Origin of the sequence: Caldovatus aquaticus (assembly GCF_019458025.1) — a bacterium.
Taxonomy (GTDB): domain Bacteria; phylum Pseudomonadota; class Alphaproteobacteria; order Acetobacterales; family Acetobacteraceae; genus Caldovatus; species Caldovatus aquaticus.
Window position 1 is genome coordinate 21,355 of the sequence record NZ_JAHZUY010000017.1, and the last position, 12,311, is coordinate 33,665.

Annotated in this window: 10 protein-coding genes; 9 read left to right on the top strand and 1 reads right to left on the bottom strand. The window is 73.8% G+C overall.

What is annotated here, in order from left to right; all coding sequences use genetic code 11:
- Positions 1-17: 17 nt before the first annotated feature.
- Complete coding sequence (locus tag K1J50_RS08680; RefSeq protein ID WP_255575100.1) at positions 18-773, bottom strand: class I SAM-dependent methyltransferase; 756 nt, start codon at positions 771-773, stop codon at positions 18-20.
- A 40-nt stretch (positions 774-813) separates the two neighbouring features.
- Between K1J50_RS08680 and mutM the strand changes: the two genes are divergently transcribed.
- From mutM to K1J50_RS08725, 9 genes are all read left to right on the top strand, one after another.
- The gene (mutM, locus tag K1J50_RS08685) at positions 814-1,662 is read left to right on the top strand and encodes a bifunctional DNA-formamidopyrimidine glycosylase/DNA-(apurinic or apyrimidinic site) lyase (RefSeq protein WP_220117316.1); all 849 of its coding nucleotides are present in this window, start codon (positions 814-816) and stop codon (positions 1,660-1,662) included.
- A gap of 58 nt (positions 1,663-1,720) precedes the next feature.
- Positions 1,721-2,500, top strand: a complete 780-nt coding sequence (locus K1J50_RS08690) for an enoyl-CoA hydratase (protein ID WP_220117317.1) — start codon at positions 1,721-1,723, stop codon at positions 2,498-2,500.
- A 149-nt stretch (positions 2,501-2,649) separates the two neighbouring features.
- Entirely contained in the window at positions 2,650-2,940 is a 291-nt protein-coding gene (rpsT, locus tag K1J50_RS08695; RefSeq protein ID WP_220117318.1) for a 30S ribosomal protein S20, read from the top strand.
- A 391-nt stretch (positions 2,941-3,331) separates the two neighbouring features.
- Complete coding sequence (gene dnaA, locus K1J50_RS08700; RefSeq protein WP_255575102.1) at positions 3,332-4,807, top strand: chromosomal replication initiator protein DnaA; 1,476 nt, start codon at positions 3,332-3,334, stop codon at positions 4,805-4,807.
- Between the two features lie 237 nt (positions 4,808-5,044).
- Complete coding sequence (gene dnaN / locus K1J50_RS08705; RefSeq protein ID WP_220117320.1) at positions 5,045-6,175, top strand: DNA polymerase III subunit beta; 1,131 nt, start codon at positions 5,045-5,047, stop codon at positions 6,173-6,175.
- 116 nt (positions 6,176-6,291) lie between these two features.
- Positions 6,292-7,476, top strand: a complete 1,185-nt coding sequence (gene recF, locus K1J50_RS08710; RefSeq protein ID WP_220117321.1) for a DNA replication/repair protein RecF — start codon at positions 6,292-6,294, stop codon at positions 7,474-7,476.
- Positions 7,477-7,531: 55 nt separating this feature from the next.
- Positions 7,532-9,988: a DNA topoisomerase (ATP-hydrolyzing) subunit B gene (gene gyrB / locus K1J50_RS08715; protein ID WP_220117322.1), complete on the top strand. Its 2,457-nt coding sequence runs from the start codon at positions 7,532-7,534 to the stop codon at positions 9,986-9,988.
- A gap of 100 nt (positions 9,989-10,088) precedes the next feature.
- Positions 10,089-10,544, top strand: a complete 456-nt coding sequence (locus K1J50_RS08720; protein WP_220117323.1) for a MaoC family dehydratase — start codon at positions 10,089-10,091, stop codon at positions 10,542-10,544.
- A 32-nt stretch (positions 10,545-10,576) separates the two neighbouring features.
- Positions 10,577-12,265 carry a thiamine pyrophosphate-binding protein gene (locus K1J50_RS08725; RefSeq protein WP_220117324.1) on the top strand — a complete coding sequence of 563 codons (1,689 nt, stop codon included), beginning with the start codon at positions 10,577-10,579 and terminating at the stop codon, positions 12,263-12,265.
- The last annotated feature ends 46 nt before the right edge of the window (positions 12,266-12,311 follow it).

Below are 12,311 nucleotides of genomic sequence, written 5' to 3' on the forward strand. Positions count from 1 at the left end.
CACACGGGCGGCCGCCGTCACAGCCGCCAGCCGGTGTGGATCGCGACGATACCGCCCGAGAGGTTGCGCCAGGCCACCCGCTCGAGCCCCGCCCGCCGCATCATCGCGGCGAGCGTCTCCTGGTCGGGGAAGGTGCGGATGCTCTCGGCGAGGTATTCGTACGCGCCGCGGTCCCCGGCCACGCGCGCGCCGAGCGCCGGCAGCACGCGGAACGACCAGAGATCGTAGAGCGGCACCAGGGGCGCGACCTCGAGGCGCGAGAACTCCAGGCAGTGGAAGCGCCCGCCCGGGCGCAGCACGCGCCGCGCCTCGGCGAGCACGGCGTCCTTGTCGGTGCAGTTGCGCAGGCCGAAGGCGATCGAGACCTTCTCCACCGAGCGGTCGGGCAGCGGCAGGCGCTCGGCGTCGGCGCAGAGGAAGGAGAGGCCGGCGGCGAGGCCGCGATCGAGCGCCCGGTTCTGCGCCACGGCGAGCATCGCCGGGTTGACGTCGGAGAGGATGACGCGCCCGGCGCCGCCCTCGAGCGCGGCAAAGGCGATGTCGCCGGTGCCGCCGGCGAGGTCGAGCAGCGTCTCCCGCGGGCTCGCCCCGATCGCGGCGACGAAGGCGCGCTTCCACAGCCGGTGCAGGCCGAGCGACATCAGGTCGTTCATCAGGTCGTAGCGCGGCGCCACGCTTTCGAACACCTGGCGCACCAGGCCGGCCTTGGCGGCGCGCGGCACCTCGCGGAAGCCGAAATCGGTGCTATCGGAGGGGTCGCGATCGGCGATCATGCGCCGGACCATAGCGCCGCCGGGTGGAAGGGGAAGCCTCATGCCGGAACTGCCGGAGGTCGAGACGGTGATGCGCGGGCTCGCCGCGGTGCTGACCGGGCGCCGCATCGTCCGCGTCGAGGTGCGCCGCGAAGGCATGCGCTTTCCCTTCCCGCCCGGGCTCAAGGAGCGGCTCGAGGGCCGGCGCGTGCTCGGCTTCCGCCGGCGCGGCAAGTACCTGCTGATGCGCCTCGAGGGCGGGGAGAGCCTGCTGATCCACCTCGGCATGTCGGGGCGGATGGTGGTGCGGCCGCGCGGCGCGGCGCCGGCGCCGCAGCCCGCGCCGCACGAGCACCTGACGCTCGAGACCGAGGACGGCCAGCGCGTCGGCTTCGTGGACCCGCGTCGCTTCGGCTGCGTGGACCTGGTGCCGACCGCGGAGGAGGACCGCCACCGGCTGCTGCGCGACCTCGGGCCGGAGCCGCTCGATCCCTCCTTCACGCCCGAGGTCCTGGCCGCCGCCCTCGCCGGGAAGCGCACCTCGATCAAGGCGGCGCTGATGGACCAGCGGGTGGTCGCGGGGATCGGCAACATCTACGCCTGCGAGGTGCTGTTCCGCGCCGGCCTCTCGCCCCGCCGCGCCGCCTGCACGGTGCAGGGCGAGCGCGCCGCCCGGCTGGTCGCGGCGATCAAGGAGGTGCTCGGCGAGGCGATCGCCGCCGGCGGCTCCTCGCTGCGCGACTACGTGCGGGCGGACGGCGAGCTCGGCCTGTTCCAGCATCGCTTCAAGGTGTACGACCGCGAGGGCCAGCTCTGCGAGCGCTGCCCCGGCCCGCCCGCCTGCCACGGCATCCGCCGCGTCGTCCAGGGCGGCCGGTCCACCTTCTACTGCCCGCGCACCCAGCGTTGAGCCGCCCGCCCCTCCTGCGCTAGACGGGCGGCGCCCGCAACCGGAGGAGCGACGCGCCATGGCCGAATACGGCATGATCCTGGTCGAGACCAAGGGCCCGGTCGGCGTGATCCGCCTGAACCGCCCGCAGGCGCTGAACGCGCTCTGCGACCAGCTGATGGACGAGCTCGGCCAGGCGCTGCTCGCCTTCGACGCCGACGACGCGATCGCCGCCATCGTGCTGACCGGCAACGAGAAGGCCTTCGCCGCCGGGGCCGACATCAAGGAGATGCGCGACCGCACCTTTCCGGCCGTCTATCGCGACGACTGGATCGGCCAGAAGTGGGAGACGGTGCTCAGGGTGCGGAAGCCCGTGATCGCCGCGGTCGCCGGCTACGCCCTGGGCGGCGGCTGCGAGCTGGCGATGATGTGCGACATCATCCTCGCGGCCGAGAACGCGAAGTTCGGCCAGCCGGAGATCAATCTCGGCGTCATCCCCGGCGCGGGGGGCACGCAGCGCCTGACCCGCGCGGTCGGCAAGGCCAAGGCGATGGAGATGATCCTCACCGGCCGCATGATGGACGCCGCCGAGGCGGAGCGGTCGAACCTGGTCGCGCGCGTGGTCCCGACCGACCAGCTCCTCCCCGAGGCGCTGAAGCTCGGCGAGAAGATCGCCGCCCTCTCCGCCCCCTCGGTCGCGATGGCGAAGGAGGCGGTGAACGTCGCCTACGAGACGACGCTGCGCGAGGGCGTGCGCTTCGAGCGGCGGCTGTTCCTCTCGCTGTTCGCGACCGAGGACCAAAAGGAGGGGATGGCGGCCTTCATCGAGAAGCGCAAGCCGGCCTTCCGCAACGCCTGACGCCCCCTCCTCCGCGCGGGCGGCTGCCGCGCGCCTTGACGGGGCGGGGGGCGGCGTCTAGAATGCGCGCCTTCGCCGCGGACGGGGCCGCCTCCGGCCCCGCCGCGGGCCCATTCCTCGAACGACGACCGGTCCGAAACCACCCAGCCATGGCGAACACGGCTTCCGCGCGCAAGCGCATCCGGCAGACGGAGAAGCGCACCGCCCGCAACAAGGCGCGCCGCTCGCGCGTGCGCACCTTCCTCCGCAAGGTCGAGCAGGCGATCGCCGGCGGCGACAAGACGGCGGCGCAGGCGGCGTTCCGCGCCGCGCAGCCGGAGCTGCACCGCGCCGCGACCAAGGGCGTGCTCCACCGCAACACGGTCGCGCGCAAGCTGTCCCGTCTCGCGGCGCGCATCAAGGCGATCGGCGAGGGCGGCGAGGCCGGCGCGCCGGCCTGACACCGTCCGCGGCGGCGGGACGGGCGCGATCCGGCGCCCGTCGGCGCGTCGCCCTTCGTCGCGCGCGGATACCGGGAACCAGAGCCATCAGGAAGCAGGGCACCGCCCGGCGGCCCTGAGGGCGGGGTTCTTCGCCTCGCCCGGACCTGATGCATTCCGATCGCAGTTTGACGTTGGCGGGCCTTTCCTCCCGCGATATCGTCCGCCACCGCTCAGCGCGTATCCGTACCGATCATTGCGCCTTGGTGTCTCGGGCTAGGCGCGGGCGCGCGATCGGGACGGACCGTGGCGCAGGCGGAATCACGTCGGTCGAGGGTGGCCTGGACGTCGCATGGAGAAGCAATCTGGCACGACCTCACCCGCCAGCCTCGCGGCGTCTGCCGCCGCCGTGATGCCAGCCGAACGCCATTTGACGGAGGCCTGGGCCCGCATCCGCGGTCGCCTGCGTGAAGAGGTCGGCGAGGTCGAGTATCGTGCCTGGCTGCGCCAGATGACGCTCGCCGGCGTCGAGGGCGACGAGGCGGTGGTGCTGCTGCCGACCCGCTTCCTGCGCGACTGGGTGCGCAGCCACTACGGCGATCGGCTGCGCGCGCTGTGGCAACAGGAATTCCCCGGCGTGCGGCGCGTGGAGATCCGTGTCGCGCGCAGCGGGGCCGAGACCGGCGTGGCCGCCGCCAAGGCGCCCGCAGGGCCGGCGGCCGCCGCGCCCCGGCCGGCGCAGGGCAGCGCCGACGGGACCGCCACCGCCGCCCGCGGCGGAACCGCCGGCGGCCTGGCCGAGGCGCTCGCGGCCGGGCCTGGCGACGCCGCGCGCCACGCGGCCGACGCGCGCACCATGGAGTGGGCGGCACCGCTCGACCCGCGCTTCACCTTCGACAGCTTCATCGTCGGCAGGCCGAACGAGTTCGCCCACGCCTGCGCGCGGCGCGTGGCCGAGCGGCCGGCGAGCCCGGGCTTCAACCCGCTCTTCCTCTACGGCGGCGTCGGCCTCGGCAAGACGCACCTGATGCACGCCATCGCCTGGGCGATCCGCGAGATGCACCCGGCGAAGAGCGTCGCCTACATGAGCGCCGAGAAGTTCATGTACCGCTTCATCGCCGCGCTGCGCAGCCAGAACACCATGGAGTTCAAGGAATCGCTCCGCTCCGTGGACGTGCTGATGATCGACGACCTGCAGTTCCTCATCGGCAAGGACAACACGCAGGAGGAGTTCTTCCACACCTTCAACGCGCTGGTGGACGCCGGCAAGCAGATCGTCGTCAGCGCCGACAAGTCGCCCTCCGACCTCTCGGGCCTCGAGGACCGGCTGCGCACGCGCCTCGGCTGCGGCATGGTGGCCGACATCCACGCCACCACCTACGAGCTGCGCCTCTCGATCCTGCAGGCCAAGGCCGCGGCGGCGGGCGTGCCGGTGCCGGCCAAGGTGATGGAGTTCCTCGCCCACAAGATCACCTCGAACGTGCGCGAGCTGGAGGGCGCGCTGAACCGGCTGATCGCGCACGCCAACCTGTTCGGCCGCCCGATCACGCTGGAGGGCGCGCAGGAGGTGCTGCACGACATCCTGCGCGCGCACGACCGGCGCGTGACCATCGAGGAGATCCAGCGCCGCGTCGCCGAGCACTACAACATCCGGCTGACCGACATGAGCAGCGCGCGGCGCGCGCGCAACGTCGCCCGCCCGCGCCAGGTGGCGATGTACCTCGCCAAGCAGCTCACCTCGCGCAGCCTGCCCGAGATCGGCCGTCGCTTCGGCAACCGCGACCACACCACGGTGATGCACGCGGTGAGCCGCGTGGCCGAGCTGATGCAGCAGGACGCCGCCTTCGCCGAGGACGTCGAGCTGCTGCGGCGGATGCTGGAGACCTGACGGCGCCGGCCGCGCCCGGCCCGTCCGCGGCGCCCCGGCCCGGCCCGCCGCCCGCGAATCGCGCCGCGCGGGCGGCTTCTCGCCTCCTGCGGCCGCTGCTAGAGTGCGATCCCCGCCGCGCCGGCCGGGACGGGCGCTCCCGCTGGGACGCGCCGAGGCCAGCGCGATGGGAGCGGGGAAGCGAGTGGGGCCCGGGGCGGAATCCCGGGCCGGCGGCGTCGGGAAGATTCGGGTGCCATGAAGTTCACGGTGGACCGGGCGGTGCTGCTCAAGGCCCTGGCGCACGTCCAGAGCGTAGTCGAGCGCCGCAACACCATCCCCATCCTGGCGAACGTCCTGCTCGAGGCGACCAAGGACGGCACGCTGCGCCTCACCGCGACCGACATGGAGATCGCCATCGTCGAGGAGGTCGTCGGCGCCGCCGTCGCCCAGCCCGGCAAGACCACCGCGCCGGCCGCGACCCTCTACGAGATCGTCCGCAAGCTGCCCGAGGCCGCGAAGGTCGAGCTGCAGCACCCTGGCGGCGACGCCCCGCTCGCGCTCCGTGCCGGCCGGTTCGCCACCTCGCTGGTGGTCCTCCCGGTCGAGGACTTCCCCTCCATGACCGAGGGCAAGCTGCCGACCGTCTTCTCGCTCAAGGCCGGCACGCTGCGCGCGCTGATCGACCGCACGCGCTTCGCCATCAGCACCGAGGAGACGCGCTACTACCTCAACGGCATCTACCTGCACGCGGGCGAATCGGACGGCACGCCGGTGCTGCGCGCCGTCGCCACCGACGGCCACCGCCTCGCCCGCGTCGAGGAGCCGCTGCCGGACGGTGCCAAGGGCATGCCGGGCGTGATCGTGCCGCGCAAGACGGTCGCCGAGCTGCGCAAGCTCGCGGACGAGGCGCAGGACGAGATCGAGATCCGCCTCTCCGACACCAAGATCCAGTTCCGCTTCGGCGCCGTCGCCCTGACCTCGAAGCTGATAGACGGCACCTTCCCCGAGTACGAGCGCGTGATCCCGCGCGGCAACGACAAGGTGCTGCGGGTGGACAAGAAGGCGTTCGAGGATGCGGTGAACCGCGTCGCGGCGATCAGCACCGAACGCTCGCGCCCGGTGAAGCTCTCGCTCGACCGCAACCACCTGCTGCTCTCGGCGGCGAGCCCGGACCAGGGCCAGGCGCAGGAGGAGCTCGACGGCGAGGTGGTGCGCTACGAGAACGGCCCGCTCGAGATCGGCTTCCAGGCGCGCTACCTCACCGACATCACCGGCCTGATCGAGGGCGAGGTCGAGTTCCGCTTCGCCGACGGCTCCGCCCCGACCCTGGTGCAGGACGTGGCGAAGACCGACGCGCTCTACGTGCTGATGCCGATGCGGGTGTGAGCGGCCGGCCGCTTCCCCCAGGCCTCGCCTCCCGCCCTCGGCGCCGCGCCGGCCGGCTCGATCGGCCGCCGTCCCGGCGCATTCCCGTCCGCCGGCGCGGCTGCTAAGCAGCGGCGGTGCCGCCCAACGCCCCGCCCGGACTGCGCCTCACCCGGCTGACGCTGCGCGACTTCCGCAGCTACCCGGCGCTGGAGACGGGCTTCCGCGGCCGCATCGTCGTCGTCACCGGCGAGAACGGCGCGGGCAAGACGAACCTGCTGGAGGCGATCTCGCTGCTCGGCCCCGGCCGCGGCCTGCGCGGGGCGCGCATGGGCGAGCTCGGCCGGCGCGCGCCCGCGGGGCCGCTCCCCTGGGCCGCCGCCGGGCGCTTCGAGAACGCCTACGGCCGCTTCGACATCGGCACCGGCACGACGCCGGCGGCGGAGGGCTGCGGCAGCGCCGAGCGGCGCGCCTGGCGGCTCGACAACATCCCCCTCCGCTCCGCGGGGGAGCTCGCCGAGCGCGTCGCCGCGGTATGGCTCACGCCGCAGATGGACCGTCTGTTCCAGGAGGGCGCCTCGGGCCGCCGCCGCTTCCTCGACCGCCTGGTCTGGGCGCTGGAACCCGCCCACGCGCGGGAGGTCGCCGCCTACGAGAACGCGATGGCCCAGCGCAACCGCCTGCTCGCCGAGGACAGCCGCGACACGGCCTGGCTCGCCGCGCTGGAGGACGCGATGGCGCGCCACGGCGTCGCCGTCGCCGCGGCGCGGCGCGGCCTCGCGGCGCGCCTCAACGCCGTGCTCGCCGCGGGCGTGACCGGCGCCTTCCCCGCCGCCCGGCTCGACCTGCTCTGCCCCCTGTGCGAGGCGCTGGGCCGCGACCCGGCGCTCGCGGTGGAGGAGCGGCTGCGCACCGCGCTCGCCGCCAACCGGGCGCGCGACGCGGCGGCGGGGGCGGCGGCGGCGGGCGCGCACCGCGCCGACATGGCGCTCTGGCACCTGCCCAAGCGCCTGCCGGCGGAGCTGTGCTCGACCGGCGAGCAGAAGGCGCTGCTCGTCGCGGTGGTGCTGGCCCACGCCGCGCTGATCGCCGAGGCGCGCGGCTTCGCCCCCCTGCTCCTGCTCGACGAGGTGGCGGCGCATCTCGACGCGCCGCGGCGCCAGGCGCTGTTCGCCGCCCTCGCCGCCCTGCCCGCCCAGGCCTTCCTGACCGGCACCGACCCGGCCCTCTTCGCCCCCCTCTCCGGCCTCGCCGAGGGGTTCCGCGCGCGGCCCGGGATTCTCGTTCCGGATGAGGAATTTCCGCTGCCGGAATGCGCGTGAATCCCTATATTTGCCGTGCCAATTCGCCCGCATCGCAGAGGAGTTCGCCGCCGGCATGAGCGACGCCGCGCGCGCCCCCCTCCCGCCTCCCTCCGAGGCGGCGGGGGAGGACTACACCAGCGCCTCCATCACCGTCCTGCGCGGCCTCGAGGCCGTGCGCAAGCGCCCCGGCATGTACATCGGCGACACCGATGACGGCTCGGGCCTCCACCACATGGCCTTCGAGATCATCGACAACGCGGTGGACGAGGCGCAGGCCGGGTTCGCCACGCGCTGCGAGGTGGTGCTGAACGGCGACGGCTCCGTCACCGTGCGCGACGACGGCCGCGGCATCCCGGTGGACATCCATCCGGAGGAAGGCGTCTCCGCGGCCGAGGTGGTGCTGACGCGCCTGCACGCGGGGGGCAAGTTCAACCAGAACAGCTACAAGGTCTCGGGCGGCCTGCACGGCGTCGGCGCGGCGGTGGTCAACGCGCTCTCCGAGTGGATGGAGGTGCGCATCTGGCGCCAGGGGCACGAGCACCTGATCCGCTTCGCGCACGGCGAGACGGTGCAGCCGCTCACGGTGATCGGCCCCTCCGACCACCCGACCGGGACCGAGGTGACCTTCAAGCCCTCGCCGCTCACCTTCTCGCGCACCGAGTTCGACTTCGCGGTGCTCGAGCGGAGGCTGCGCGAGCTCGCCTTCCTCAACTCCGGCCTCCGCATCACGCTCCGCGACGAGCGCCACGCGCCGCCGCAGGAGGTCGAGTTCCGCTACGACGGCGGCCTGGTCGCCTTCGTCGAGTGGCTGGACAAGGGCAAGACCCCGCTCTTCCCGCGGCCGATCTCCGTCGTCTCGAAGGAGCAGGACGGCATCCGCGTCGAGCTGGCGATGCGCTGGAACGACAGCTACCACGAGACGATGCTGTGCTTCACCAACAACATCCCGCAGCGCGACGGCGGCACGCACCTCGCGGGCTTCCGCCAGGCGCTGACGCGGGTGGTGGCGAGGTACGCGGAAGGGATCGCGAAGAGGGACAAGGTCGCGCTCACCGGCGAGGACATGCGCGAGGGGCTGACCGCGGTGCTCTCGGTCAAGGTCCCCGACCCGAAGTTCAGCAGCCAGACCAAGGACAAGCTGGTCTCGTCCGAGGTGCAGCCGGCAGTCCAGGCCGCCGTCGCCGATGCGCTCGCGCACTGGTTCGAGACGCACCCGAAGGAGGCGAAGGACGTCGTCGGCAAGATCCTCGACGCCGCCGCGGCGCGCGAGGCGGCGCGCAAGGCGCGCGAGCTCACCCGCCGCAAGGGCGTGCTCGACGTCTCCACCCTGCCCGGCAAGCTCGCCGACTGCCAGGAGCGCGACCCGGCGAAGAGCGAGCTCTTCATCGTCGAGGGCGACAGCGCGGGCGGAAGCGCCAAGCAGGGGCGCAACCGCGCCTTCCAGGCGATCCTCCCGCTCAAGGGCAAGATCCTCAACGTCGAGCGCGCGCGCTTCGACAAGATGCTGTCCTCGGCGGAGATCGGCACGCTGATCACCGCGCTCGGCACCGGCATCGGGCGCGACGAGGCGGAGAAGGGCGGCTTCGACATCAACAAGTTGCGCTACCACCGCATCATCATCATGACCGACGCGGACGTGGACGGCAGCCACATCCGCACCCTGCTGCTGACCTTCTTCTTCCGCCAGATGCCGCAGATCATCGAGCGTGGCCATCTCTACATCGCCCAGCCGCCGCTCTACCGGGCGAAGCGCGGCAACGACGAGCGCTACCTGAAGGACGACCGCGCGCTCGAGGATTTCCTGCTCGAGAAGGCGCTCGCCGCCGCGCGCCTGCGCCTCGCCGACGGCACCGAGCTCGCGGGCGACGACCTGCGCGCCGAGGTCGAGGCGCTGCGCCAGGCCGCCGCGCGCATCCGCCGCCTCGCCGCGGTGGTGCCGGCGGAGATCGTCGAGCAGGCGGCGGTCGCCGGCGCGCTCACCCTCGATCCGGCGCGCGCGACCGCCGCCGCGGCGGCGCTGGTCGAGCGGCTGAACGCGCTCGCCCCCGAGGGCGAACGCCACTGGCACGCGCTCGCCGACGCCGAGGGCCTCCGGCTCTGGCGCACCCTGCGCGGCGTCACCGAGCGCCACGCGCTGGACGCCGCCGCGCTGAAGAGCGCCGAGGCGCGCTGGCTCGACGAGCGGCGCGGGCGCCTCGCGCGCGCGTTCGGCGGCGGCGCCGCCTCGGCGGCGCTGACGCTGGACGGCGCGGAGCATGCGGTGCCCGGCCCGCTGACGGGCTTCGAGCGCATCCTCCAGCACGGCCGCAAGGGCGTCACCATCTCGCGCTTCAAGGGCCTCGGCGAGATGAACCCGGAGCAGCTCTGGAAGACCACCCTCGATCCCGCCTCCCGCGTCCTGCTCAAGGTGCGGATCGAGGACGTGGAGGACGCCGAGCAGATCTTCTCCACCCTGATGGGCGACCTCGTGGACCCGCGGCGCGACTTCATCGTGCGCAACGCGCTGAAGGTGGCGAACCTCGACGTCTGAGCGCGCGCCGCGCCCTCTCGACGGCGCGCGCCGGCCGCCGCAGACTCGCGCCGCGGCGCGGCGCCCGCCGGCGCGCCGCAGGGGACCGGAGGGGGAGCGCATGCTCGAGGTGGAGAGGCCGGCCGACATGGCCGCCCATGTCGGCCGGAAGCTCGGCGTCAGCGACTGGTTCACGGTGGACCAGAAGACCATCGACCTGTTCGCCGAGGCGACCGGCGACCATCAGTGGATCCATGTGGACGTGGAACGGGCACGGCGCGAGCTGCCGGGCGGCAGGACCATCGCGCACGGCTACCTCACCCTCTCGCTGCTGCCGCGCCTCGCGCCGACCATCTACCGGATCAGGAACCGCTCGCGCGGGATCAACTACGGCTCGAACAAGGTGCGCTTCACCGCGCCGGTCCCGGCCGGCTCGCGCATCCGCCTCCACCTGACGCTGAAGGCGTGCGAGCCGATCCCGGGCGGCCAGCGCCTGACCTTCGAGAACGTCATGGAGATCGAGGGCAGCGACCGTCCGGTGCTGGTCGCCGAGACGCTGTCCCAGGTGTACGACTGACCCCGCCATCGCGGAACGCAGGAGCGGAGGGGATGGACCAGCAGCCCGCCACGACCATGACCGGCGCGGAGTTCCTCGCGCGCAGCATCGCCGCCTCCGGCCAGACGCACGTGTTCTTCGTGGACGCGGTGCTGCGCCGTACGCTGCTGCTGCTGAACGATCTCGGCGTGCAGACGGTGCTCGCCCACACCGAGAAGGCGGCGGCCTACATGGCCGACGGCTACGCCCGCCTCTCCGGCCGCCCGGGCATCGTCGCGGCGCAGTCGGTGGGCGCGGCGAACCTCGCGGCCGGGCTGCAGGACGCCTGGCTCGCCCGCGCCCCGATCCTGGCGCTGACGGGCCGGAAGGTGCCGGCGCACCAGCACCGCAACGCCTACCAGGAGATCGCGCACGCGCCGCTGTTCGCGCCGGTCACCACCTTCTCCGCCGACGTCGCCGACGCCGCCGACCTGCCGCGCGTGCTGCGCCAGGCCTGGGCGGCCTCGGTCGCGGTGCCGCCGCGCCCGGTGCATCTCGACCTGTTCGGCCTGCAGGCGGAGGTGGTCGAGACCGGGACCGTCACCGCCCGCCCGCTCGATCTCTCCGCCCTGCGCGCGCCCGCCTATCGCGCCGGACCCGACCCGGCGGCGGTGAGCGCCGCCGCCGCCACGCTCCGCGCCACGCCGCGCGTCGCGATCGTCGCCGGCGACGGCGCCGCGCTGTCGCGCTGCGGGCCCGAGCTGCTCGCCCTGGCCGAGGCGCTGGCGGCGCCGCTCGCCACCTCGCTCGGCGCGCGCGGCCTCGTGCCGACGCGCCATCCCCTCCACATCGGCGTCGTCGGCAGCTATTCCGCGCCGCCGGCCAACCACATCCTCGACGGGGCGGAGCTGGTCCTGTTCGTCGGCGCCGACACCGGCGACATGCTCACCAACTACTGGCGGGTGCCGCGGCCCGGCACGCGCGTGATCCAGATCGACGCCGACCCGCTGGAGTTCGAACGCAGCTACGCCACCGAGCTCGCGCTGATCGGCGATCCGCGCGCCGTGCTGCGCGCGCTCGCGGCGGAGATCGGCCGCCCGGCGCGCGACCGCTCCTACCTCGCCGAGGCCGAGGCGCGGCTTGCCGCCTGGCGCGCGGCGATCGCCCCGCGTCTCGCCAGCGATGCCGCGCCGATCGATCCCGCGCGCCTCTGCGCCGAGATCACCGCGGCGCTGCCGGAGGACGGGATCCTGGTCGCCGACACCGGCTATTCCGGCATCTGGACCGGCACGCTGGTGGAGCTGAACGGCGCGGGCCAGACCTATCTGCGCGCCGCCGGCTCGCTCGGCTGGTCCTTCCCCGCCGCGCTCGGCGCCAAATGCGCCGCCCCGCACCGCAAGGTCGTGTGCTGGAGCGGCGACGGCGCCTTCTACTACCATCTCGCCGAGCTGGAGACGGCCCGCCGCCGCGGCATCGCCGTGACGGTGGTGATCAACAACAATTCCGGCTTCGGCCAGGGCTGGCCCAACCTGCGCCGCCTCGCCGGCAACCGCCCGGGGGCGGCGGAGACGCTGCTGCGCTTCGGCCCCACCGACTTCACCGCGGTCGCGCGCAGCTTCGGCCTGCGCGGCATCCGGGTCGAGCGGCCGGAGCAGATCGCGCCGGCGCTGCGCGAGGCGATCGCCGCCGACGAGACCGTGGTGGTGGATGTCGTCACCGACATCGAGGCCCGCGCGCCCGAGGCCTGGGCGCCGCCCGCGTAACCGCCGCCGGGGGCGCCCGGCGCTGCCGCCTGGGCCCGCGTCGGCC